Here is a 23,274-nt window from a genome sequence, read left to right as displayed (position 1 = left end):
GGCGCGGGCGGCACGGGAGGCGCAGGCGGCGCAGGCGGCGCAGGCGGCGCAGGCGGCGCAGGCGGCGCAGGCGGCGCAGGCGGCGCAGGCGGCGCAGGCGGCGCAGGCGGCGCAGGCGGCGCAGGCGGCGCAGGCGGCGCAGGCGGCGCAGGCGGCGCGGCCGACAGCACTTCACCGACCCGCTCGGTGACCGCGACGGCCTCCTCCGCGGGGAGGAAGTCGGTGACCAGTACGTCGACCTCCTCCAGGGCGGCGAAGGTGGTGAGCCCCACGGTCGACCACTTGGTGTGGTCGGCGAGCAGTGCGGTACGCCGGGCGGAGCGCAGGAAGGCCCGGTTGGTCTCCGCCTCGGCGAGGTTCGGTGTGGTCAGCCCGGTGGCGGTGCCCAGGCCGTGGCAGCCGAGGAAGAGCAGGTCGACGTGCAGGGAGCGGATGGCCTGATCGGCGATGGGTCCGACGAGCGCGTCGGAGGGGGTGCGGATGCCGCCGGTGAGGATGACGGTCGCGGTGTTGCCGGCGCTCGCGGTCCGGCGGGCGGCCTCGAAGACCTCGGCGGTGCGGACCGAGTTGGTGACCACCGTGAGACCGGTGACCTCGGTGAGCTCCCGGGCCAGCGCATGGGTCGTGGTCCCGGCGGACAGGGCGATGGCCGAGCCCGGCGCGACGAGGGCGGCCGCCGCCTTGGCGATGGCCTGCTTCGCCACCGTCTCCCATTCCGACTTGGCCTCGAACCCGGGTTCGTGACTGCTGGCTTCGTCGCCGAGGACCGCGCCGCCGTGCACCTTGCGGAGCAGGCCCTCACGGGCGAGGGCGTCCAGGTCCCGGCGGACGGTCATGTCGGAGACGTTCAGGGAGCGGGTCAGCTCGTTCACCCGCACCCCGCCGCGCCGGCGGACCTCTTCGAGGATGAGGGCGCGGCGCTGATGGGCCAGCAGGCTGCCGGGATCGGCCATGCGGCGGTTCCTCTCCTGGGGCACCGGCGTCCCCGGTCGAGTGAAGCATCCTGACGGAACCAACAGAAGTCAACAGAGCACGAAGAAACCGCAGTTGGGGGGCGGCGACCGGCAGTGCGGCGGCGGATCGACGCAGTCCGCTCTCTTGACATGTCCCTGCTGCGGCAGTGTGATGTGGGCCTTCCCGTTGGAGTCCGTTCGTTCCTGAGGACTTCTGCGGGAACCGACACACCGTCAGGACGCAATTCCGCACACGCTCTCCCGGAATTCCGGGCCCCACTCCCCCAGGAGCCGTCTGTGCACACGTTACGAAGCGCCGTCGGGCGCCGTCTGGCGGCGGCCCTCGCGGCCCTGCCGTTACTGGCCCCGGCGGCGGGGGCCGCTGCGCTGGCCGGGACCGCGGTGATCGCGGGCGCCGCCCCCGCCGCCGCCGTCGCCGACGGCCAGGCGCTGACCCCGCCCATGGGGTTCAACAACTGGAACTCCACCCACTGCCGGGCCGAGTTCAACGAGACGATGGTCAAGGGCATCGCCGACCTCTTCGTCGCCAAGGGCCTCAAGGCCGCCGGCTACCAGTACGTCAACCTCGACGACTGCTGGGCCCTGCCGAACCGCGACGCCTCGGGCAACCTGGTAGCCGACCCCGTCCGCTTCCCCGGCGGGATCAAGGCGCTCGCCGACTACGTGCACGCCAAGGGCCTGAAGTTCGGCATCTACACCAGCGCCGGCACCAAGACCTGCGACACCGCGGGCTTCCCCGGCGGCCTCGGCCACGAGCGCCAGGACGCCGACCTGTTCGCCTCCTTCGGCGTCGATTACCTCAAGTACGACAACTGCAACAACCAGGGCGTGGACGCGAAGAAGCGGTACACCGACATGGCCGCCGCGCTGAAGAACACGGGCCGGCCCATCGTCTTCTCGCTGTGCGAGTGGGGCCAGAACCAGCCGTGGACCTGGGCGTCCGGCGTCGGCCACCTGTGGCGCACCACCGGGGACATCGGCGACAGCTGGTCCTCGATGATCTCCATCGCGCACAAGAACCAGCCGCTCGCGCCGTACGCGGGCCCCGGCCAGTGGAACGACCCCGACATGCTGGAGGTCGGCAACGGCGGAATGACCCCCGCCGAATACCGCACCCACTTCACCCTCTGGTCGATGATGTCGGCGCCGCTGCTGATCGGCAGCGACCTGCGCAAGGCGACGGCCGAGACGTTCGACATCCTCTCGAACCCCGACGTGATCGCCCTGGACCAGGACGTCCTCGGCAAGCAGGGCACGGTGGTCTCCAACGCGGGCGGCCTGGTGGTGATGGCCAAGGAACTGGCGAACGGCGACCGGGCGCTCTCCCTGACCAACGAAACCGGATCCACGGCCACGATCTCCGCCACGACGGACGCCCTCGGCATCGGCAACCGCGGCCCCTACGCCCTCAAGGAGCTGTGGACCAAGGCCGCCTCGACCCAAACCAGCGGCACCATCAGCGCCTCGGTCGCCCCCCACGCCACCGTCGTGTACCGGATCACCCCGGGCCCGGCGCCGCTCCCGCCCGCCGGCACCTCCCACCTCTCCGACCTGCCCTGGACCGGGGTGAGCAGCGGCTGGGGCCCGGTGGAGAAGGACCGGAGCAACGGGGAGCGGGCGGCCGGCGACGGCAGGACGCTGACCGTGGGCGGCGCCACGTACGCCAAGGGCCTGGGCGTGCACGCGCCCAGCACCGTGACCTACCACCTCGGCGGCAGGTGCACCGCACTGACGGTGGACGTCGGCGTCGACGACGAGAGCGCCTTCACCGGCGCCGTCGCCTTCCAGATCTACCGCGACACCACCAAGGTCGCCGACAGCGGCACCGTCACCACGGCCGACGCGGCCAGGAAGCTCACCGCCGATCTCACCGGCGGCCAGACCCTGCGGCTCGTCGTCACCGACGGCGGCAACGGCATCGACTACGACCACGCGGACTGGGCAGCGCCCCGGCTCACCTGCGCCTGACCCACCCCGGCCCGATGAGGGAGCACTCGTACATGTCCATGAACCGGCACCGCCGCGGCGCCGCACTGACCGGCGCCCTCGCGCTGGCGCTCACCCTGGGGGCCTGCTCCTCCGGCAGATCCGCCCCCGGCATGGGAACAGGAACGGACGCCGGCCGGAACGCGGGCGGCCCGATGTCCATCGCCTACCTGCAGAAGCAGGGCGACCAGGAGTACTTCGTCTCCGAGGCCGCCGGCGCCAAGAAGAAGGCCGACGAGCTGGGCGTCAAGCTGACCGTCGTCAACCTCGGCAACGACGCCTCGAAGACGATCACCGAGGTCAAGTCGGCGATCGCACAGAAGAACTCCGGCATCATCATCGTCGTGCCGGAGTCGGCGGTCGGCCCCCAGGTCGCCGCCGAGGCCAAGAAGGCGGGGATCCCGCTGCTCACCTCCGACGACCAGGTGTGCGTCAGCGGACCGAAGCCCGCGGCGTGCGGCAAGGCCGATCTGGTGGCGCGCGTGGGCTTCTCGGGGGTCCAGATGGGCGGCGAGGTCGGCAAGCGAGCCGCGGCCGAGTTCACGAAGGCGGGCTGGAGCCCGGCGGACACCCGGATCGTCTACGCGTGGAAGCAGGACACGACCGTGTGCACCGACCGGATCAACGGGGCCAAGGCCGCGTGGAAGGAGGCCGGGGCCCCCGAGGTCCAGACGATCGAGCTCGGTACGGACAACACCCCGGCGGGCGCGCAGGCCAAGGTCGAGGCGACGGTGACGGCCAACCAGGGCGTCAGGCACTGGGTGGTCATGGGCTGCAACGACGAGAACGTCTCCGGCGGGGTCAAGGGCCTGAACAACGCGGGCGTCAAGGGCGCGGACATCGTCGGCGTCGGCCTCGGAGCCTATCTGGCCTGCAAGGACTGGCAGGCGGGCGCCGACAACGGGATGAAGGCCGCGCTCTACATCCCCGGCGACGAGGTCGGCAAGCTGGCCGTCCAGGCGATGTACGACAAGCTCAAGAACGGTACGGAGTTCACGCCCGAGGCCTTCGCCCCGACCAGAATGGTCGACTCGGGCACGTGGCGGGACGCCGGATTCGGCTGCAAATGACGGCGACCGGACTGCGCGTGGCCGGCGTCGCCAAGAGCTTCGCCGGGGTCCTGGCGCTGCGCGACATCAGCCTGGACTTCCCGGCAGGTTCGGTCACCGCGCTGATGGGTGAGAACGGCGCCGGGAAGTCCACCCTGTTGAAGATCGTCTGCGGTGACCACCCCGCGGATTGCGGCACGGTCCACGTGGACGGCGCCGAGGTGCGGCTGCGCTCCCCGGCCGACGCCCGGGCGGCCGGGATCCGGCTCATCCCCCAGGAACCGGAGATCGTCCCGCACCTCACGGTCGCCGAGAACGTCTACCTCGGCGCCCTGCCCACGCGGGGCGGCCGCCGCTTCGACCGGGCGGCCCTGCGCCGCCGGCTCCGGGAGGACCTGGACCGGATCGGCTTCGGGCACGTCCTCGACGCGGACACCCCCGGCATCCTCCTCACCCCGGCCCAGCGCCAACTCGTGGAGATCCTGCGCGCGTTGACGGGCGAGGCGAAGGTGGTCGCCTTCGACGAGCCCACCTCCTCCCTCTCCGAGCACGAGGTGGAGGCCCTGTTCGCGCTGATCCGCAGACTGCGCGAACAGGGGCTCGCGGTCGTGTACGTGTCCCACCGCATGCAGGAGATCTTCCGGCTCGCCGACCGGGTGGCCGTCCTGCGCGACGGGGTGCTGGTCGGCGTCGAGGACGCCGCCGCCACGGACGAGGGCGCCATCGTACGGATGATGGTCGGCCGGGACCTGTCCGTCGCCCGGAGGGGTCCCGCACGTACGCACGCGGCCGGCGACCGGGGCGTCGTCCTGGACGTCCGCGAGGTCACCACCGACGACGTGCGCGCCATCACCTTCCAGGTCCGGGCGGGCGAGGTCGTGGCCCTGGCCGGGCTCGTCGGCGCCGGGCGCTCCGAGCTGGCCCGGGCGCTGATCGGCGACCTCCCGCTGCGCGGCGGCACGGTCTCGGTGCTGGGCGAGGAGCTGCGGCTGCGCCGGCCCTCCGACGCCATCCGTGCGGGCATCGGCCTCGCGCCCGAGGAGCGCAAGGCGCAGGCGCTGTTCCTCGACCGGTCGGTCCGCGACAACATCGCGCTGGCCGTGCTGGACCGGCTGAGCCGCCTGCGCTTCGTGCGCCGGGCGGCCGAGAAGGAACTCGCCCGGAAGTACACCGGCCTGTTGCGCGTGCGGACCCCGTCGGTGGAGCGGGAGGTGCGCACGCTGTCGGGCGGCAACCAGCAGAAGGTGGTGCTCGCCCGCTGGCTGGCCCGCAGGCCCAAGGTGCTGATACTCGACGAGCCGACCCGCGGCATCGACGTCGGCGCGAAGGCCGAGATCCACCAGATCATCGCGGACCTCGCCGAGGCGGGGGTGGCGCTTCTGGTCATCTCCTCCGAACTGCCGGAGGTGCTCGGGCTGGCCGACCGGGTGCTGGTGATGCAGGGCGGCCGGATCACCGGCGAACTGGACCGCGCCGAGGCCACCGAGGAGGCTGTCCTCGCCCTGGCGATGGCCGAGGACCTGACCACGACGACGGGGAGCGGAGGAGCCAGGTGAACGCGAACACGGCGACCGCGGGAGGCGGCGTGCCCGAGGGCGCGGCCGGTGACACGACCGGCGGGACCGGCAGCGCAACGGAAGGAGCCACAACCGGCGGGAAGTCCGCCGGGGCGTCCGGTACGAGCGGCATCCCGGCCGGCGCCGACCAGGTCGGGGCGGCGGCGGGGCGCGGGGAGCGGATCTGGCTGCTCCTGCGCTCCGTCGGCGGCCAGAACCTCGGCCTGACCGGCGCCCTGGTCCTGGTGCTGACCCTCTTCGGCTGGCTCAACCCCGCCTATCTGACGTGGGCCAACATCAAGGTCATCGGCGACGCGGTGACCATCTCCGGGCTGCTCGCCCTCGTCCAGACCGTGGTGATCATCTGCGGCGCACTGGACATCTCCGTCGGCTCCCAGGTCGGCGTGGCGTCGGTCGTCTCCGCCATGGTCTTCACCTCCACCGGCGGGAACGCCCTGCTCGGCATCGCCGCGGCGCTCGTTGCGGGCCTGCTCGCCGGGCTCCTCAACGGTGCGGTCATCGTCTTCGGCCGGGTCAACCCGGTCATCGCGACGCTGGCCACCCTCGCCGCGTACAAGGGGGTCGCCCAGTTGCTGTCCAAGGGCGCGGCCCAGGGGTACGTCAGCAACGACGACGTCTTCGTGTTCCTCGCGAACGGTTCGATCGCCGGGATCCCCGTCCTGCTGTGGGTGCTCGCCGCGGTCACCCTCGCCATCCACCTGCTGCTCAAGTCGACCGACATCGGCCGCAACATCTACGCGATCGGTGGCAACGACACCGCCGCCCGGCTGGCCGGGATCGACATCAACAAGTACCTGATCGCCGTCTACGGCCTGGCCGGGGTGGTCGCCGCGGGCGCCGGGGTCCTGCTGACCGCCCGGACCGGATTCGGCCACCCCGTCTCCGGCAGCGAGGGCCTCGAACTGAAGGCGATCACGGCCGCCGCCCTCGGCGGCTGCCTGCTGGCGGGCGGGAAGGGCGGGGTCGGCGGCACCCTGTTGGCCATCACCCTGCTCGGGGCGCTGGACAACGGCCTGACCGTGCAGGGCGTCAACCCGTTCTGGCAGAACGTCGCCCAGGGGGCCCTGCTGGTGGTGGCCGTGGTGATCCAGAAGCGGCGGGCCGGGGAGCGGGCGGTGGGGCTGCCCACCTGACCGGAGGGGCCCCGTCCCGACGGGTCCGAGCGGAGGGTGGCGGCGCGCGGCCTCCGCACCTCGTGTGCCCGCCCTTCAACCAATGAACTCCCTTGGCCCGCAGTGGCTTTGGCGGCTCAAAGACTTGACGCCCTAGGAGGCGGGGAGCACAGTGTCAGCGGCACTCTTTGAGAGCGCTCTCAGAGAGCCGCCTCCCCCCGCACCGCGCCTCACCGGCGCCTCAGAGAGGGCACCCATGCGTCAGACATCCGGCAGAAGCAGAAAGCGGTTCTCCGTCCGGCGGGCCGTCATCGCCGCAGTCGGCACGATGGCCGTGGCCGCGGCGGCCGCCGCTATGGTCACGGCGCCCGCGGGCGCGGTCGCTCCCCCCACCCCGTCGGGCTGGTCCCAGGTGTTCCTGGACGATTTCAACGGGGCCGCCGGATCCGGTGTGAACTCCGCCGACTGGCAGTACACCACCGGAACGGGCTACCCCGGCGGTCCCGCCAACTTCGGTACCGGCGAGGTCGAGACGATGACCGCGGACCCCTCGAACGTCTCTCTCGACGGCGCCGGAAACCTACGGATCACCCCGCGCAGGGACGCCGCCGGCCACTGGACCTCCGGCCGCGTCGAAACGCGGCGCTCCGACTTCCAGCCCCCGGCGGGCGGCAAGCTCCGCACCGAGGCCCGGATCCAGATGCCGAACGTCGCCGGTGCGGCGGCGAAGGGCTACTGGCCGGCGTTCTGGATGCTCGGCGCGCCCTACCGCGGCAACTGGTGGAACTGGCCCGGCATAGGTGAGCTCGACATCATGGAGAACGTCCAGGGCATCAACAACGAGTGGGCCACGATGCACTGCGGCACCAGCCCCGGCGGCCCGTGCAACGAGACGTCCGGCATCGGCGGCCAGCGCGTCTGCTCCGGCACCACCTGTCAGGGCGGATTCCACACGTACGCGGTGGAGTGGGACCGGTCCACCGCGGTGGAGGAGATGCGCTTCTACCTGGACGGGGTCAACTTCCACACGGTGAAGGCGACTCAGGTGGACGCCGCCACCTGGGCCAACGCCACGAACCACGGCTACTTCATCATCCTGAACGTCGCCATGGGCGGCGGCTTCCCGGACGCCTTCGGCGGCGGACCCGACGCCGGCACCCAGCCCGGCTACTCGATGGTCGTCGACTACGTGTCCGTGCTCAGCTCAGCCGGCGGCTCGACCCCGCCGACCACTCCGCCCACCACGCCGCCGGCCGGCGGCCGCGACGCGTACGGCACCATCGAGGCCGAGTCGTACGAGGCCCAGGCCGGGCTGGCCACGGAGACCACCACGGACTCCGGCGGCGGCCGGAACCTGAGTACGATCGCCAACGGCGACTGGGCCCTCTACAAGGGGGTCGACTTCGGCTCCACCGCCGCTCACCAGTTCCTCGGCCGGGTCGCGAGCGGCGCGGCCGGCGGGGTCAGCGGACTCGTCGAGGTCCGGCTGGACAGCCGCACCGGACCGCCGATCGGCAGCTTCTCGGTCGCCAACACCGGTGGCTGGCAGAGCTGGAAGACCGTCCCGGCGAACATCAGCGCCGTCACCGGCACGCACGACGTGTACCTGACCTTCACCAGCGGTCAGGGCGCCGACTACGTGAACGTCAACTGGTTCGGCTTCGGCCACTGACCGGCCGGACCCAGGAGACCCCGATGACCACACGCAGAACGCTCCCGCTCACCGTGCCGGTGCTGCTGGCCGCGCTGATCGCCCTGGTGGCGGCCTTGCTCTGGGCCCCGGCCCGGGCCGTCGCGGGCCTCGCGCAGGGCGGGCCGGGCAGCTTCCCGATCACCTTCCGGAACGACACCCGCGGCGCCTACACCGATGCACAGGTCTTCATCACGGTGCTCGGCCAGGTGACCCCCGGCCAGTGGTCGTACATGAAGCCCGACGGATCCATGGCCCACATCAACCACCTCGACGCCACCGCACCCGGCCACCTGGTCAAGAACGGCGTTGCCTACCCCAACATGTCCTTCACGCTGGCCCGGGTGGGGGGCACGGTGCCCTCCCCACCATCGATCCGCGGAGGCCGGATCTACGTCTCCCTCGGCTCGCCCGTCTTCTTCCCGGTCTCCCCCGACGACCAGGGCTGGGGTGGCCCCGACCTGCGCAATCCCCATGACCCGAACAGCGACGTATACCTCGACTGGTACGAGTACACGTACGTGAAGGGTGAGGTCGCCTTCGGCGGGAACACCACCCAGGTCGACCAGTTCGGCTTCCCGATGACCTCGCGGCTGCGCCAGACCTCCAGCGGCCACGACACCACGCGGGGCATCAGCCGGACCCGCGCCGAGGTCATGCAGCAGTACGCGGCCTCCGTGGGGAGCGCCTTCAAGCCGCTGCAGAACGCCTACCGGATCGTGGCACCGCGCTCCTCGGAGCTGTTCCTCGCGGGCGGCGCGCAGCAGAACCACCTCACCGCCGCCATCGACCGGGCCTGGGCGTTCTACACCACCCACCCGTTCGTCCTGACCCGGCACGGCGAGACCTTCTCGGGGCGGGTCTCGGGTTCGACGCTCACCTTCAGCAAGAACGGCGCGGGCCCCTTCACCCTCCGCAAGCCGACCTCACCGGACGTCATGGCCTGCGCGGGGGCGCTGGCCTCCGGCAACGACACCGAGAAGCAGCTCGGTGCGGAGTTCTGCGCCGCGTTCAACCGGGGCGTCGCCCTCGACACGGGCGCCTGGTACACCCCGGCCGCGTACTACGGCGGGGCGGCGAAGAACGACTACGCCGGCTACTTCCACACCGTCGGCCTGAACGGGCGGGCCTACGGCTTCCCCTACGACGACGTCAACGACCAGTCGTCCGTGCAGATCCTCGGAAACGCCGAGCCTCCGACCGAGCTGACCCTCGGCATCGGCTGGTGACCCCGCCCGTGTCTCCGGGAGCGCTCTCAGTCTCCCGGAGGCACGGGTTACCCTGCTGTCCGGCGAGCCAACAGCCCCCGGAGACGCAGAAGGAGCGCCCGTGCCCGAACAGCTTCCCGGTCACCGCCCCACGCTGGAGGCCGTGGCGGAGCGCGCCGGGGTGTCCCGGGCCACCGCGTCCCGCGTCGTCAACGGCGGCGAGGGCGTGCGCGCGCATCTGGTGGAGAAGGTGCGCGAAGCCGTCCGTGAGCTCGGGTACGTACCGAATCCGGCGGCCCGCACGCTGGTCACGCGGCGCACGGGCGCCGTCGCGGTGATCATCGCCGAGCCGGAGATCCGGATCTTCTCCGACCCGTTCTTCTCCCGGCAGGTCCGCGGCATCAGCAAGGAGCTGACCGCGCACGACACGCAGTTGGTCCTGCTGCTGGTGGAGGACCGGGGGGACTACGACCGCATCGAGCGCTACCTGGCCGGCGGGCACGTCGACGGGGCGCTCGCCTTCTCGCTGCACACCGACGATCCGCTGCCGGCGATCACCCGCCGCATCGGCATGCCCACGGTCTACGGCGGCCGGCCGGGCTGGACCTCCGGGCCCGGGGAGCACGGCGGCGTCGCGTACGTCGACGCGGACAACCGCGGCGGCGCCCGCGAGGCCGTGCGACACCTGCTGGAACGGGGACGGCGGCGGATCGCGCACATCGCCGGGCCGCTGGACCAGACTTCGGCGGTGGACCGGCTCGACGGCTACCGGGACGTGCTGCTCGACGCCGATCCCGCGCTGATCGAGGAGGCGGACTTCACCGCGGCGGGCGGGGCCCTGGCAATGGCCGCGCTGCTGGAGCGCTGCCCGGACCTGGACGCGGTGTTCGCGGCGAACGACCTGATGGCGACGGGCGCGCTGCGGGTGCTGCGGGAGCGCGGCCTCGCCGTGCCGGGGGACGTGGCGCTCGTCGGCTTCGACGATGCCGAACTGGTGGCGGAGACCGCCGATCCGCCGCTGACGACCGTGCGCCAGGACATCGAGGGCATGGGGCGGCTGATGGCGCGGCTGCTGCTGCGGACCCTGAACACCGCCCCGGGCGAACGTGCCGTGCCCGCCTCGGTGGTCACCGCGACGGCCTTGGTGCGGCGCGCCTCCAGTTGATCGTCCGGCCGGGCCCGCACGGCGTGAACTCGTCGCAGCGGAGGGGTGATTGCGGACGAATGCTCGCTGGTGTGCGTACGACTCTTGACGGGGCCCTGGCTGCGGGTGCAGGCTCCAGTCGCGTTCTGAGAGCGCTCTCAAGCCGGCGCAAGTCCCACCCCTGCACCCTGCCCGTCCAAGCCAAGGAGGCCGCCCCATGTCCGTCCCCCGAACCGCCCTGAGAGCCGGGGTCCGCCTCGGCGCCGTCGCCCTCACCGGAATGCTCCTGGCCGCCTGCGGATCCGGGTCGGGCGGCGCCTCGTCGGATGCCGCGGGCGGCGCCGTCACGCTCACCGTCGACCTGTTCGGCTCGTTCGGCTACCAGGAGGCCGGCCTCTACACCGAGTACGAGCAGCTCCACCCGGGCATCAAGATCAAGCAGACGGACACCGAGGACGAGCAGGACTACTGGAAGTCCCTCCAGACGCGCCTCGCGGGCGGCGGCGGCCTGGCCGACGTCCAGGGCATCGAGGTGGGTCGGATCGCCTCGGTCTCCCAGCAGCAGGCCGGCAAGTTCGTGGACCTGAACCAGTTCGGGGCCGGGGCGCTCAAAGAGGGGTTCGCCCCCGCCAAGTGGTCCGCCGCGACCACCAAGGACGGCAAGGTGCTGGGCCTGGGCACCGACGTCGGTCCCGAGGCGATGTGCTACCGCAGCGACCTGCTGCGGGCCGCCGGCCTGCCCACCGACCGCACCGAACTGGCGGCGCGGTGGGCCACTTGGGACGGCTACCTCGAACTCGGCCGCCAGTACAAGGAGAAGGCGCCGGCCGGCAGCGCCTGGCTCGACAGTGTCGGCAGCCTGAACGCGATCATGGTCGGCCAGCAGAAGGAGCGGTACTACGACGCCTCGGGCGCGCTGGTCTACGAAAACAGCCCCGCCGTGAAGTCCGCCTGGGACGCCTCGGTCAAGGCCGCGGGCGAGGGCCTCAGCGCCAAGCTGGACCAGTGGTCGCCGCCGTGGAACCAGGCGTTCTCCTCGGGCTCCTTCGCCACCCTGCCCTGCCCCGCCTGGATGCTCGGCTACATCAAGGGCCAGGCCGGGGACGCGGGCAAGGGCAAGTGGGACGTGGCGAAGCTGCCCGGCGGCGCGGGCAACTGGGGCGGCTCCTACCTGGCCGTCCCGAGCGCGGCCCGGCACAAGAAGGAGGCGTACGAGCTGATCAAGTGGCTGACCGCGCCGGAGCAGCAGACCAAGGTGTTCCGCAAGCAGGGCAACTTCCCGTCGGCCACCAAGTCGATCACGCAGATAGCGGACGCCAAGGACCCGTACTTCTCCGATGCGCCGATCGGCAAGATCTTCGGCGACGCCGCCGAGCAGGCCCCCGTCCAGGTGCTCGGCCTGCACGACAAGGACATCGCCGATCAGATCAACAACGCGCTGAGCGAGGTCGAACGGAAGGGCACGGCACCCGACGCGGCCTGGTCGAACGCGAAGAAGGCCGTCAAGAATGCCCTCGGCTGAGCAGACGTCGCCCGCGCCGCCGCCCCGGCGGCGCGGGCTGCCGGCCGCGCTGGCCCCGTACTCCTTCCTCGCCCCCTTCTTCACCCTGTTCGCCGCGTTCGGGATCTTCCCGCTGCTCTACACGGCGTACGTCTCCCTCTACCGCGCCGAACTGCAGACCCCCGGCGAGCTGGAGTGGCGCGGCCTCGGCAACTACACGGCGCTGTTCACCGACCCGTTCTTCTGGACGGCGCTGCGCAACACCTTCGCCATCGGCGTCCTGTCCACGGTGCCCCAGCTGCTGATGGCGCTGGGTCTGGCCCACCTCCTCAACTACCGGCTGCGAGCGCGGACGTTCTTCCGCACGGCACTGTTGCTGCCGTACGCGACCTCGGTCGCCGCCGCTTCGCTGATCTTCGCCCAGCTCTTCGGACGCGATTTCGGTCTCGTCAACCAGCTGCTCTCCCTCGCGGGCGTCCACCCCGTCGACTGGCAGACCGGTACGGCCGCCTCCCAGATCGCCGTCTCGTCGATCGTCGTATGGCGGTGGACCGGCTACAACGCGCTGATCTACCTGGCCGGCATGCAGACGATCCCGGCCGAGCTGTACGAGGCGGCCGAGGTCGACGGGGCCTCCCGCTGGCGGCAGTTCGTCCATGTGACCCTACCCGGGCTGCGTCCCACGATCGTGTTCACCTCGATCGTCTCGACGATCGGCGCCACCCAACTGTTCGGCGAGCCGCTGCTGTTCGAGGGCTCCGTGTCCGGGGGCATCTCGCACCAATACCAGACGCTCGGCCTGTACATGTACGAGCAGGGCTGGGGCTTCTTCCACCTGGGCCGGGCGGCGGCCATCGCCTGGGTGATGTTCCTGCTGATCGTGGTGCTGGTCGGGGCCAACGCCCTGGCCGCGCAGCACCGTTCGCGCAAGGAGGCGGTCCGATGAGCGCGAGTGGATCCGCCCGGCGGGGCGGAAGGCTCACGTACGCGGTCCTGATCTGCGCGGTGCTGGTCTCGGCCTTCCCGCTGTACTGGACCCTCGTCGCGGCGAGCCGCTCCAACGCCGAACTGGCCCGCCCGGTGCCCGCGTTGCTGCCCGGTCCGAAGCTCCTGGACAACCTTCAGGCAGTGCTGGACGAGGCGGCGATCGGCAAGGCGCTGCTCAACTCGCTCGTCGTCTCGGGGGCGATCACCGTGGGCACGGTGCTGTGCTCGACGCTGGCCGGGTTCGCCTTCGCCAAACTGCGCTTCCGCGGCCGCGGGGCACTGCTCGGCGCCGTCGTCGCCTCGATGATGATCCCGCCGCAGCTCGGGGTGATCCCGCTCTTCATGCTGATCGTCAAACTGCACTGGGTGAACCAGCTCCAGGCCGTGATCCTGCCCGGGCTCGTCTCGGCCTTCGGGGTGTTCTTCATGCGGCAGTTCCTCACCCAATCGCTGCCGGACGAGCTGGTCGAGGCGGCCCGGGTGGACGGGGCGTCGCACGCCCGGATCTTCTGGTCGGTCGTCGTGCCGATCGCCCGCCCCGCCATGGCGGTCCTGGGCCTGCTCACCTTCATGACGGCCTGGAACGACTTCTTCTGGCCGATCGTCGCACTGTCCTCGCAGGAGCCGACCGTCCAGGTCGCGCTGCGCCAGCTGGGCGGCGGCTACGTCCACGACCAGTCCGTGATCATGGCCGGCACCCTGCTCGGCACGCTGCCCGTACTGCTGGTCTTCGGACTGCTCGGCCGGCAGATCGTCGGCGGCATCATGCAGGGCGCGGTCAAGGGCTGACCCAGCCCGCCCGGCCTTCCCATCACCTTTCCTGGAGTCCTCCCATGACCACGCTCGACTCGTCCCCCGTCACCGAGACGGGCCTCGCCTTCCCCGCCGGCTTCCGCTGGGGCACGGCCACCGCCGCCTACCAGATCGAGGGCGCGGCGGCCCTGCACGGCCGGACGCCCTCCATCTGGGACACCTTCAGCCACACCCCCGGCAAGGTCCTCGGCGGCGACACCGGGGACACCGCCGCCGACCACTACCACCGCATGGCCGAGGACGTGGCCCTGCTCGCCCGGCTCGGCGTGAGCGACTACCGCTTCTCGGTGGCCTGGCCGAGGGTCCAGCCCACCGGCCGGGGGCCGGCAGTCCAGCAGGGCCTGGACTTCTACCGGCGGCTCACCGACGCACTGCTGGCCGCCGGCATCCGGCCGGTCGCCACCCTCTACCACTGGGACCTGCCGCAGGACCTCGAAGACCTGGGCGGCTGGCCGCGGCGGGAGACCGCCGAGCGGTTCGCCGAGTACGCGGGACTCGTGGCCGGGGCGCTCGGCGACCGCGTGGCCTCCTGGACCACCTTCAACGAGCCCTGGTGCGCCGCCTTCCTCGGCTACGCCTGCGGGGTACACGCCCCGGGCCGCACCGAGCCGGAGTCCGCGCTGCGCGCCGCGCACCACTTCAACCTGGCGCACGGCCTGGGCACGGCCGCTCTGCGCGCGGCCCTCCCCCGGTCGGCGGAGGTCTCGCTGACGCTGAACCTGCACGCGCTGCGGCCCCTGACGCGTTCCGCCGCCGATCTGGACGCCGTGCGCCGCATCGACGCGGTGGGCAACAGGATCTTCCTCGATCCGGTCTTCCACGGGCGCCTCCCCGAGGACCTGGTCCACGACACGGCCGGAGTGACGGACTGGTCCTTCGTCCGGGACGGCGACCTGGCCGCCGCCGCGGCGCCGATCGACTGGCTGGGCATCAACTACTACTCCCCGACGGTGGTCGCGGCCGCCGGGCCCCGGCCCGGGCCCGGCGCCGGCGTCCCGGACGCCGGGCCCTCACCGTGGGTGGGCGCCGAGGAGCACGTGCGCTTCGTACCCGCGCCGGGGCCGCGGACGGCGATGGACTGGCCCGTGGACGCGGACGGACTGCACGAGCTGCTGCTCCGGCTGCGCGACGAACTGCCGGGCGTACCCCTGCTGATCACGGAGAACGGCGCGGCGTACGCCGACCGCGCCGACCCGGAGGGCCTGGTGCACGACCCGGAGCGGATCGGCTACCTGCACGGCCATCTGGCCGCGGTACACCGGGCGATCGCCGACGGGGCGGACGTGCGCGGCTACTTCGTGTGGTCGCTGTTGGACAACTTCGAGTGGGCGTACGGCTACAGCAAGCGGTTCGGCCTCGTCCACGTCGACTTCGCGACGCAGCGGCGCACGCCGAAGGACAGCGCCCGCTGGTACGCCGACGTCATCGCCCGGGGCGGGCTGCCAGCCTGACCACCGCCGCGTGCCCGCGGGTGCGCAGGGTGCAGGTGGCGGGGCCACCGATGCGGACCGCGTCGTACGGGCCGAGGAGGACGGGGCCACCGGCGTCTGCGGCTCCGGCTTGCGCTTCGAGTTCCGCCGGGCCCTGGAGCGCGACCACCAGCAGGGTCTCCCCCGGTGCGGCGGCGAGCGCGAGGGCGCCCCGCACGACCGCGGTGTGCGCCCGTACGACGTCCCGGCGGTACATCACGTTGAAGTTCACGACGGGGCCGTCGAGGAGCCGGCAATCGGTGGGGGCGTCGCCGGGGAAGTCCTGCGGCGCGTATCGCTCGTCGACGGTGCGGCGGGCTTCGGACACGGTGAGGTCCATGCCGGCGCCCTCGGCCAGGGTCAGGGTGCGGTCGACACCGGGGAAGGACGAGAACGGTCCGTCGGCGGCGACTTCGGCGAGGCTGGCCCGCCACTCGAAGTCGGCCGTGCCGGCGTCCTCCGGCCAGGCCGCGATCTCCCGGGTCACCCCGCCGCCGTTCTTCCAGGCGACCGCCGCGCGGTCGCCCGCACGCAGGATCCGGACCTCGTTGCCGCCGGTCATGGCGCTGTTCCTTCCGTCGGGTACGCACCGCCCTGTGCGGGGCGGTGCGTACCCGGGCGGCCGGGGCGAGCCTATCTACCCGACGGAGAGGTCGTCCCCGTACACCGCGCCCTGCCCGTACCAGCCGTGCAGGTAGACGGTGACCGTGCCCGAGGCGCCGGTCGTGAAGGGCACCGTCAGCCGGGACCAGCCGGCCGAGCTGGACCACGCACTGGCGCTCGCGCCGCCCCGGACTCCGAGGTAGGCGTAGCTGCCCTGTACCCAGCCGGCGAGCGTGTACTTCGTGTTCGGGGCGAGGGCCAGGGTCTGGGTGCACTCCCCCGTCTGCGCGGAGGTGGGTGCGGTCTTCAGCGCGTACGAGCCCCCGTGCGCCGGGTTGCCCACCACCGCGCCGCCGCTCTCGCACGTCCACGGGGCGAGGGCGCCGCTCTCGAAGCCGCCGTTGACCAGGGCGCCGCTCCCGCCGCCCGGTCCGGAAACCGTGAGGGTGAACGCGGCGGTGTGCGTGATCCCGCCCCCGGTGCCGGTGACGGTGATCGGGTACGTGCCCGGCGCGGCGGAGGCGGAGGCGGCGACCGTGAGCCGGGCCGAGCCTCCCGCCGTGACCGAGCCCGGGTCGAGGACGGCGGTCACACCGGCGGGCGCGCCGGATGCGGTCAGCTCGACGGTGTGCGCCGTGCCGGAGACGACCGCGGTGCCGACGGTCGCGGAGGTGGAGCCGCCGGGGGCGACGGAGGCCGACCCGGGCGTGACGGCGAGCGAGAAGTCGTCGGCGACGGGGCCCCCGCCGCCGGTGAACGGCCCGAAGGCGTGGCTGAAGTACCAGGGGTCCTGGGCGATGCCCGAACAGGTGTCGGAGCCGCCGGTGCCCGGGCAGCCGCCGTTGTCGCGCTGGAGCGCCCAGAAGGACAGGGTGTTGATGCCCTTGCCGGTGGCCCATGCGTAGACGGCGGTGGCGTCGGCGGTGGTGAAGATCTCGGCAGGGCCGTAGTCGTCGATGCCCGGCATCTCGGTGACGCCGATCACGCCCCAGAGCTGGGCGGGGGTCTTGGCCGGGTACAGGCCGGCGAGCTGGTCGTAGAGCCCGGTGGCGGCGGTCCGGGTGTCGTTCGCCATGTCGTGGGCGGCGCCGTCGTAGTAGTCGAAGGTCATCAGGTTCACGACGTCGACCCGGGCGCCCGCCGCCTTGGCGCTCTTGAGGACGGCCAGGCCGCTGCCCGCGAGGCCGCTCGTGGTGGTCGGCAGGGTGTACGAGACCTGGAGCGGGCGGCCGTTGGCAGCGGCCCAGTCCTGGACCTTCTTGATGGCCTGGTTGCGGCGGTCGACACCGGCCTTGTTGGTCAGCGAGTTGTCCTCGATGTCCATGTCGAGGCGGGAGACCTCGTAGGTGGTGATCACCTTCTCGTACGCGGCGGCGATCGCGTCCACGCTGGTGCAGCTGTCGGCGATCTCGGTGCCGCCGTTGTCAGCCGCGTACCCGCCGAAGGAGGGGATCACGTCGCCGCCGCGGGCGCGGATCGTGGCGAAGTCGGCGCCGAAGACGGAGGCGGAGACGGGCCGTCCCTCGTCTCCGTTCCAGTACGGGGTGCAGGAGCCCTTGGCCTCGGTCTGCACGAACGCCATGGTCAGGTACTTGGCGCCGGACTTCTGGGCGAGGTCGGCGGGGTTGTCGGAGGAGTACGCCTCGAAGTACGGGGCGAAGACGTGCGCGGGCAGCGGGGTCGCGGCGTGGGCGGCGCCGCCGGTCCCGAGGACGAGGCCGGCGGACGCGAGGACCGTGGCCAGCGCCGCGGATAAGGCGTGCAGGGGCCTGGGACGTCTCATCGATGCTCCCGGTGGGGCGTGAGCGAACGGGCGGACGCCTCATGATTGGTCTGGACCAACTGTGGGTCAAGGGTCCAGACCTCTTCAATTGCCCTCGGGAGACACGGCAGTTACAGGAGACGCCGGGTGGTGAAGGGCAGCGAGCCGTACCCGGGCGGGGCGAAGTCGGCCGGGGTGCCCTCGGCGGCGTCCGCGTCGATCGCGTACACCATCAGCGGGCTGCTGCCGGTGGGACCCGTGGCGGTGGCGCGCAGCCGGTAGCGCTCCGTGCGGACGGCCTCGCGGGCGAGGGCCGTGCCGCCCTCGTAGAGGTGGGCCGGCTTGACGTCGGTGGCCATGCGCAGGTCCACGGCGCGCCAGGTGCCGGTGGCCGGATCACGGTGTTCCAGGACGAAGGGGGTGGCGGGCCCGGGGAGGTCGCCGGGTTCGCCGGTCAGGGGCTCCATCTGGAAGGCGATCAGCAGATGCCGGTACGCCTGGGAGTTGCCGTTGTGGACGGTGACCGTGAACTCCTTGGCGGGGCCTCCGCGGACGAGGTTCAGCCCGCCGCCCGCGGCGGCCGCGGCCAGCGACAGCCGCGTCGCGGGAACGGGGACGGGGACGGAAAGCGGCGCGGCCGCCGTCTTCACGGGCGCGGCCGAAGACGTGGTGGCGGGGGCGGGGGCGGGCGTGGCCGACGGGGCGGACGCGCTGGGAGCGACCGACTCGCCGACCGCCGGCGCCGGGGAACCGGAGGGCTGGGCGCCTGCCGACCGGGAGGGACCGTCCGGGTGGTCCGCGTGTCCGGTGCAGGCCGTCAGGGCGGCCGACAGGGCCACCAGTACCACCGAGGCGATCAGCAGACGGGGTCTGACGTGCATGGTTGGCCCTCCTACGGCTCCCGTGAGGCCAGGACCGTAACAAGGGCCGCCCACCGGGGCAGAGCCACGTCCGATGACGCTTCGGTCACGGTTCCGGCGAGGCCGCGCCTGACGGAAGGCCGGCCCCAACACCACGCGCCGCGCCCGGCCGAGCCCGGGCCTGAGCCGAAGGCCGGGCCGGAGCCCGGGCCGGAGCCCGGGCCAGCCGTGCTGAGCCCTATCCGGGGCGTACCCCGGGGCCCTGGCCGAGGCCTGGGGAACGACGTGGGGCCGGGGGTCGGGGGCCCCAGCCCTCAGTCGCCGCCGAAGGCCGCGGCCCCCGGGGCGCGGAAGCAGCCGGGCGCCTGAGCCTGAGCCCGGGCCGGAGGCCGGGCCTGAGCCGGCGGCCTGGGCCGGAGGCTGGGTCGGCCGTGCTGAGCCCTGGCCGGGCGTTCCCCGGGCCCTGGCCGAGGCCTGGGGAACGGCCCGGGGGCGGGGCCCCGGCGCTCAGTCGTCGCCGGAGGCCGCGGCCCCGGGCGCGCGGCACGGCCCGCGCCCGTCGGGGGCGGTCAGCCCTTGAACTCCTCCTGGCGCACCGGGGAGGCCTCGGCGAGGGCCTTCTCGACGGCGCCGGCGCCCGCCCGGAGCCCGTACACGGGGGTGCCGGGCTGCTGGCGCCAGGAGTCGTCGAGGCCGCCCGCGTCGACCGTGTCGAAGCCGAGTTCGTCGACGAGCGCCCGTACGGCCTGCTTGGCGGCCTCGTCGTCACCGGCGATCGGGAGGGCCATCCGGTCGGGGGCCCCGGCCGGGCGGTGCCGGTCCAAGATGTCCTGGGCGTACGTCCCGTTGAAGGCCTTGACCACCGGGTGCCCGAGGTGGCGCTCGCTCCAACGGCTCTCGGTCAGGCCCTCGTCCTCGATCTCGGCGATGCGGCCGTCGCGCCGCTTCGGGTAGTAGTTCCCGGTCTCGATGAGGACGAAGTCCTTCGCCGCCCCGTCGAAGAGGCCGACGGGCAGCTCCGCCACGTTCTTCAGGGGGATGGTGACCACGACGACCTCGGCGCCGCGGGCCGCCTCGGTGACGGTGACGGGCGTGGCCCCGGTCTCCTTCGCGAGGTCGGCCAGGGTCTCGGGGCCGCGGGAGTTCGCCACGGACACCTCGTGCCCGAGGGCGGTGAGCCGGCGGGTGAGGTTGCCGCCGATGTTGCCTGCGCCGATGATGCCGATCTTCATGAGCTCTCCAGTGCGTGCAGGGTGGTCGGGTATTGCGTGGAGTCCGAACCGCCGGAAGCCGCCGGGCATTCCGCGTACGGCGGCTCCGCCCCCGATCCCCCCGTACGAGTGGCCGGTTCCGAGCCATCCGACTTTCACAAGATCGCTCGCGTGGGGTTTCATTCATTCGCCGCCCACCGGGGCGGCCAGCGGGCCCGTGGCCGACCACCGCCCCCGTCCTGCTCGTTCGCGCAACACGTGACCCGACACGAGGGACCAGCATGGGGTTCCGGCTCTTGGGGCCGCCGACGACGCACACCGGGCCCGCGGCGGACAGCGGGTGGCGCGGGGCTCCCCCGACCGGCCCCAAGCGGCCGACCCCCGCGCCCGTACGCGGGTTCGCCGGACGGGTTCGCCCCGATAGACGCATGTACGCCACCCGCGTCGCATTCAGGCCATTTCATACGATCCGAGAACCGTCCGCGGCGATGGCGTCGTCGATGGGTTCAGCGCCCTGACCGCACCGGAACCCGCAGGCACCCGCAGGCACCCGCACGGCACTGCGACAACGACGGCTCGCGGGCAGACCGGCGGAAGATCGCGTCCGTCAAGGACGGACGGCCTCGGCCGACGGGCCGGACACGCGGGTGGGGGGGCCGCCGCCGGCGACCCCCCACCCGTGCACTGCGCAGCGGTTAGGCCCCGCTCGCCTTCAGCATGTCTTCGCGCTCGACGATCTTCACTCGCTCACGACCCTGGGGCTCGCCCAGCGCCTTCTCGGCCGCGTCGAGGCGGTGCCAGCCCTCCCAGGTCGTGAAGCGGACGTTCCGCTCGGCCAGGAAGGCCTCGACGGCCTCCGGCGCGGGCGCGGCGGGCGTCCGCAGGCGACCGTCCCCGTGGTCCGCCAGGAGGTTCGCGACCGTCTCGTTCGCATCACCCTTGGTGTGGCCGATGAGTCCGATCGGTCCGCGCCGGATCCAGCCGGTGACGTACGTCGACTTCAGGTGTTCGCCGGCTTCGATCACGCGACCGCCCTCGTCCGGGACCGTGCCGCTGTCGATGTCCCACGGCAGCTTGGGCAGTTCGTCGGAGAGGTAGCCCACGGCGCGGTAGACCGACTGGACGTCCCAGTCGGTGAACTCGCCGGTGCCCTTGACGTTGCCCGTGCCGTCGAGCTCGGTGCGCTCGGTGCGCAGCGCGACGACCTTGCCGTCCTCGCCGAGGATCTCGGCGGGCGACTCGAAGAAGTGGAGGAACAGCTTGTGCGGACGCTCGCCGATGTCGCGGATCGCCCAGTTCTCCAGGGTCTTGGCGACCATGTCGGTCTGCTTGTTCCGCCGCCGCTCGGCGATCGAGCCCTCGTCGTAGTCGATGTCCTCGGGGTTGACGATGACCTCGATGTTGGGCGAGTGGTCGAGCTCGCGCAGCTCCATCGGGCTGAACTTGGCCTGGGCCGGGCCGCGGCGGCCGAAGACGTGCACCTCAAGCGCCTTGTTGGCCTGGAGACCGGCGTGGACGTTCGCCGGGATCTCGGTCGGCAGCAGCTCGTCGGCGGTCTTCGCGAGGATGCGCGCCACGTCGAGCGCCACGTTGCCGACACCGAGTACGGCGACCTTCTCGGCCTCCAGCGGCCAGGTGCGCGGGACGTCGGGGTGGCCGTCGTACCAGGACACGAAGTCGGCGGCGCCGTAGGAGCCGTCGAGCTCGATGCCCGGTATGTCGAGCGCGCGGTCAGCGGTGGCGCCGGTGGAGAAGATCACGGCGTCGTAGAACGAGTGGAGTTCGTCGAGGCTGATGTCGTTCGGGTAGTCCACGTTGCCGAACAGCCGGACCTGCGGCTTGTCGAGCACCTGGTGGAGGGCGGTGATGATGCCCTTGATCCGCGGGTGGTCGGGGGCGACGCCGTACCGGATCAGACCGAAGGGGGCGGGCATCCGCTCGAACAGGTCGATGGAGACACCCGGCTCGACGGCCGCCTCGGACTTCAGCAGCGCATCGGCGGCGTAGATTCCGGCGGGGCCGGCACCGACGATTGCTACCCGCAGGGGGCGAGGCATGACTGGTTCCCTTCGACCGACAAAAATACTGGATCAAAGGAACCCTAAGCTAAGGGCACCCTAACTCTGCACCCACCCCTCCTTTATGACCCCATAAACAAAACTTATGACCTTCCCAAGACATCCTTGGGGTTGCCGGTCACACTGGGCTCAGGGGCAGACCCCGGCATCAGGGGGACCCGGGCGGGGGGACGAGCAACCAGGAGGTACCTCCATGGATCCGGTCGCGGCGCTGGAGCGGATCGCCTTCCTACTGGAGCGCCGACAGGAGCCGACCTACCGGGTGCAGGCCTTCCGGAAGGCCGCGGCCGCGCTCGTACACCTGGGCGAGACCGAGGTGCGGGAGCGCGTCGAGGCCGGAACCCTCGAAGCGGTCAAGGGCATCGGGCCGAAAACCGCCCAGGTGGTGCGGGAGGCGGTCGGCGGGGCGATCCCCGCCTACCTGCAGAAACTGGAGGACGAGATCGCCGCGCACCCCGAGGGGCCGCCGGCGAGCCGCGCCGCCCGCGCGCTGCGGGCGGCCCTGCGCGGGGACTGCCACCTGCACTCGGAGTGGTCCGACGGGGGCAGCCCGATCGAAGCCATGGGCCGTGCCGCGGCCGGTCTGGGCCACGAATGGGCCGTGCTCACCGACCACTCGCCGAGCCTGACCGTAGCCCGGGGGCTCCCGCCGGAGCGGCTGCGCGAGCAGCTGGAGGTGGTGGCGGAGCTGAACGCGGCGTGGGCACCCTTCCGGCTGCTCACCGGCATCGAGTGCGACATCCTGCCCGACGGCTCCCTCGACCAGGAGCCGGAACTGCTGGACCAGCTGGACGTCGTCGTCGGATCGGTCCATTCGAAGCTGCGGATGGAAGCGCCCGCAATGACCCGTCGGCTGCTGGCGGCCGTGCGCAACCCCCTGATGGACGTCCTGGGCCACTGCACGGGCCGGCTGGTGACCGGCCGGACCCGCCCCGAGTCGCAGTTCGACGCCGCGGCGGTCTTCGCCGCCTGCGCGGGGTCCGGGACCGCCGTGGAGATCAACAGCCGGCCCGAGCGGCTGGACCCGCCGCGCAGGCTGCTGCGGCTGGCCGTGGAGTCCGGGACGCTGTTCGCGATCGACACGGACGCCCACGCGCCGGGCCAGTTGGACTGGCAACTGTCCGGCTGCGAGAGGGCCGTGGAGTGCGGGGTGCCGGCCGAACGGGTCGTGAACACATGGCCGCGGGAACAGCTGCTGGAGTGGACCCGGACCCGCCGCCCGCCCACTGCGGCCGCCGCCTGAAACCCGC

Annotated in this window: 17 protein-coding genes and 1 pseudogene; 12 read left to right on the top strand and 6 right to left on the bottom strand. The window is 72.3% G+C overall.

Going from position 1 to position 23,274, the window contains the following annotated elements:
• Positions 1–137: 137 nt before the first annotated feature.
• A pseudogene (locus OHA65_RS35175) lies at positions 138–953 on the bottom strand (DeoR/GlpR family DNA-binding transcription regulator); the annotation flags it as partial.
• 462 nt (positions 954–1,415) lie between these two features.
• Between OHA65_RS35175 and OHA65_RS35170 the strand changes: the two are divergent.
• The 11 genes from OHA65_RS35170 (at position 1,416) to OHA65_RS35120 (ending at position 15,492) form a co-directional block, all read left to right on the top strand.
• Positions 1,416–2,942: an NPCBM/NEW2 domain-containing protein gene (locus OHA65_RS35170; protein ID WP_327285901.1), complete on the top strand. Its 1,527-nt coding sequence runs from the start codon at positions 1,416–1,418 to the stop codon at positions 2,940–2,942.
• Between the two features lie 32 nt (positions 2,943–2,974).
• Positions 2,975–4,030: a substrate-binding domain-containing protein gene (locus OHA65_RS35165; protein WP_327280171.1), complete on the top strand. Its 1,056-nt coding sequence runs from the start codon at positions 2,975–2,977 to the stop codon at positions 4,028–4,030.
• Positions 4,027–5,565, top strand: a complete 1,539-nt coding sequence (locus OHA65_RS35160) for a sugar ABC transporter ATP-binding protein (protein WP_405763246.1) — start codon at positions 4,027–4,029, stop codon at positions 5,563–5,565. The genes OHA65_RS35165 and OHA65_RS35160 overlap by 4 nt, the downstream gene beginning before the upstream one ends.
• Positions 5,562–6,719: an ABC transporter permease gene (locus tag OHA65_RS35155; protein WP_329315568.1), complete on the top strand. Its 1,158-nt coding sequence runs from the start codon at positions 5,562–5,564 to the stop codon at positions 6,717–6,719. The genes OHA65_RS35160 and OHA65_RS35155 overlap by 4 nt, the downstream gene beginning before the upstream one ends.
• Positions 6,720–6,954: 235 nt before the next feature.
• A complete protein-coding gene (locus OHA65_RS35150; protein WP_328764679.1) occupies positions 6,955–8,370 on the top strand; it encodes a glycoside hydrolase family 16 protein in 1,416 nt (471 codons plus the stop codon).
• Positions 8,371–8,393: 23 nt separating this feature from the next.
• Positions 8,394–9,617 (top strand): glycoside hydrolase family 64 protein, encoded by a 1,224-nt coding sequence (locus OHA65_RS35145; protein WP_327280167.1) that lies wholly within the window; start codon positions 8,394–8,396, stop codon positions 9,615–9,617.
• A 100-nt stretch (positions 9,618–9,717) separates the two neighbouring features.
• Positions 9,718–10,761, top strand: coding sequence for a LacI family DNA-binding transcriptional regulator (locus tag OHA65_RS35140; protein WP_327280166.1), 1,044 nt, complete (start codon positions 9,718–9,720; stop codon positions 10,759–10,761).
• A 196-nt stretch (positions 10,762–10,957) separates the two neighbouring features.
• The gene (locus tag OHA65_RS35135) at positions 10,958–12,262 is read left to right on the top strand and encodes an extracellular solute-binding protein (protein WP_328764678.1); all 1,305 of its coding nucleotides are present in this window, start codon (positions 10,958–10,960) and stop codon (positions 12,260–12,262) included.
• Positions 12,249–13,187: a sugar ABC transporter permease gene (locus OHA65_RS35130; RefSeq protein ID WP_328764677.1), complete on the top strand. Its 939-nt coding sequence runs from the start codon at positions 12,249–12,251 to the stop codon at positions 13,185–13,187. Before OHA65_RS35135 ends, OHA65_RS35130 begins: the two co-directional genes overlap by 14 nt.
• Complete coding sequence (locus tag OHA65_RS35125) at positions 13,184–14,017, top strand: carbohydrate ABC transporter permease (protein WP_327280163.1); 834 nt, start codon at positions 13,184–13,186, stop codon at positions 14,015–14,017. The genes OHA65_RS35130 and OHA65_RS35125 overlap by 4 nt, the downstream gene beginning before the upstream one ends.
• 44 nt (positions 14,018–14,061) lie before the next feature.
• Positions 14,062–15,492: a GH1 family beta-glucosidase gene (locus OHA65_RS35120; protein WP_405763242.1), complete on the top strand. Its 1,431-nt coding sequence runs from the start codon at positions 14,062–14,064 to the stop codon at positions 15,490–15,492.
• On the opposite strand, the gene OHA65_RS35115 is transcribed toward OHA65_RS35120, so the two are convergent.
• The 5 genes from OHA65_RS35115 to OHA65_RS35095 form a co-directional block, all read right to left on the bottom strand.
• Positions 15,464–16,072, bottom strand: a complete 609-nt coding sequence (locus OHA65_RS35115; protein WP_327280161.1) for a HutD family protein — start codon at positions 16,070–16,072, stop codon at positions 15,464–15,466. The two genes, OHA65_RS35120 and OHA65_RS35115, sit on opposite strands and share 29 nt — an antisense overlap.
• A gap of 75 nt (positions 16,073–16,147) precedes the next feature.
• Positions 16,148–17,896 carry a glycosyl hydrolase family 18 protein gene (locus tag OHA65_RS35110; protein WP_405763238.1) on the bottom strand — a complete coding sequence of 583 codons (1,749 nt, stop codon included), beginning with the start codon at positions 17,894–17,896 and terminating at the stop codon, positions 16,148–16,150.
• A gap of 110 nt (positions 17,897–18,006) precedes the next feature.
• On the bottom strand, positions 18,007–18,756 hold the full coding sequence (locus OHA65_RS35105) for a hypothetical protein (RefSeq protein ID WP_405763236.1): 750 nt from the start codon (positions 18,754–18,756) through the stop codon (positions 18,007–18,009).
• Between the two features lie 548 nt (positions 18,757–19,304).
• Positions 19,305–19,967: an NAD(P)-binding domain-containing protein gene (locus tag OHA65_RS35100; RefSeq protein WP_327280158.1), complete on the bottom strand. Its 663-nt coding sequence runs from the start codon at positions 19,965–19,967 to the stop codon at positions 19,305–19,307.
• Between the two features lie 674 nt (positions 19,968–20,641).
• Positions 20,642–22,003, bottom strand: a complete 1,362-nt coding sequence (locus OHA65_RS35095) for an FAD-dependent oxidoreductase (protein WP_327280157.1) — start codon at positions 22,001–22,003, stop codon at positions 20,642–20,644.
• A 214-nt stretch (positions 22,004–22,217) separates the two neighbouring features.
• Between OHA65_RS35095 and OHA65_RS35090 the strand changes: the two genes are divergently transcribed.
• Positions 22,218–23,267 carry a PHP domain-containing protein gene (locus OHA65_RS35090; protein WP_327280156.1) on the top strand — a complete coding sequence of 350 codons (1,050 nt, stop codon included), beginning with the start codon at positions 22,218–22,220 and terminating at the stop codon, positions 23,265–23,267.
• The last annotated feature ends 7 nt before the right edge of the window (positions 23,268–23,274 follow it).

It is taken from the genome of Streptomyces sp. NBC_00045 (genome assembly GCF_045041095.1).
Taxonomy (GTDB): Bacteria; Actinomycetota; Actinomycetes; order Streptomycetales; family Streptomycetaceae; genus Streptomyces.
The sequence above is the reverse complement of the archived record's forward strand: the minus strand, read 5'-3'. Positions and strand labels throughout refer to the sequence as shown.

Excerpts from the sequence above, each read along its gene's own strand:
- OHA65_RS35170 (WP_327285901.1), top strand. The coding sequence starts at position 1,416 with ATGGGGTTCAACAACTGGAACTCCACCCACTGCCGGGCCGAGTTCAAC.
- OHA65_RS35165 (WP_327280171.1), top strand. The coding sequence starts at position 2,975 with ATGTCCATGAACCGGCACCGCCGCGGCGCCGCACTGACCGGCGCCCTC.
- OHA65_RS35160 (WP_405763246.1), top strand. The coding sequence starts at position 4,027 with ATGACGGCGACCGGACTGCGCGTGGCCGGCGTCGCCAAGAGCTTCGCC.
- OHA65_RS35150 (WP_328764679.1), top strand. The coding sequence starts at position 6,955 with ATGCGTCAGACATCCGGCAGAAGCAGAAAGCGGTTCTCCGTCCGGCGG.
- OHA65_RS35145 (WP_327280167.1), top strand. The coding sequence starts at position 8,394 with ATGACCACACGCAGAACGCTCCCGCTCACCGTGCCGGTGCTGCTGGCC.
- OHA65_RS35135 (WP_328764678.1), top strand. The coding sequence starts at position 10,958 with ATGTCCGTCCCCCGAACCGCCCTGAGAGCCGGGGTCCGCCTCGGCGCC.
- OHA65_RS35130 (WP_328764677.1), top strand. The coding sequence starts at position 12,249 with ATGCCCTCGGCTGAGCAGACGTCGCCCGCGCCGCCGCCCCGGCGGCGC.
- OHA65_RS35125 (WP_327280163.1), top strand. The coding sequence starts at position 13,184 with ATGAGCGCGAGTGGATCCGCCCGGCGGGGCGGAAGGCTCACGTACGCG.
- OHA65_RS35120 (WP_405763242.1), top strand. The coding sequence starts at position 14,062 with ATGACCACGCTCGACTCGTCCCCCGTCACCGAGACGGGCCTCGCCTTC.
- OHA65_RS35115 (WP_327280161.1), bottom strand. The coding sequence starts at position 16,072 with ATGACCGGCGGCAACGAGGTCCGGATCCTGCGTGCGGGCGACCGCGCG.
- OHA65_RS35110 (WP_405763238.1), bottom strand. The coding sequence starts at position 17,896 with ATGAGACGTCCCAGGCCCCTGCACGCCTTATCCGCGGCGCTGGCCACG.
- OHA65_RS35105 (WP_405763236.1), bottom strand. The coding sequence starts at position 18,756 with ATGCACGTCAGACCCCGTCTGCTGATCGCCTCGGTGGTACTGGTGGCC.
- OHA65_RS35100 (WP_327280158.1), bottom strand. The coding sequence starts at position 19,967 with ATGAAGATCGGCATCATCGGCGCAGGCAACATCGGCGGCAACCTCACC.
- OHA65_RS35095 (WP_327280157.1), bottom strand. The coding sequence starts at position 22,003 with ATGCCTCGCCCCCTGCGGGTAGCAATCGTCGGTGCCGGCCCCGCCGGA.
- OHA65_RS35090 (WP_327280156.1), top strand. The coding sequence starts at position 22,218 with ATGGATCCGGTCGCGGCGCTGGAGCGGATCGCCTTCCTACTGGAGCGC.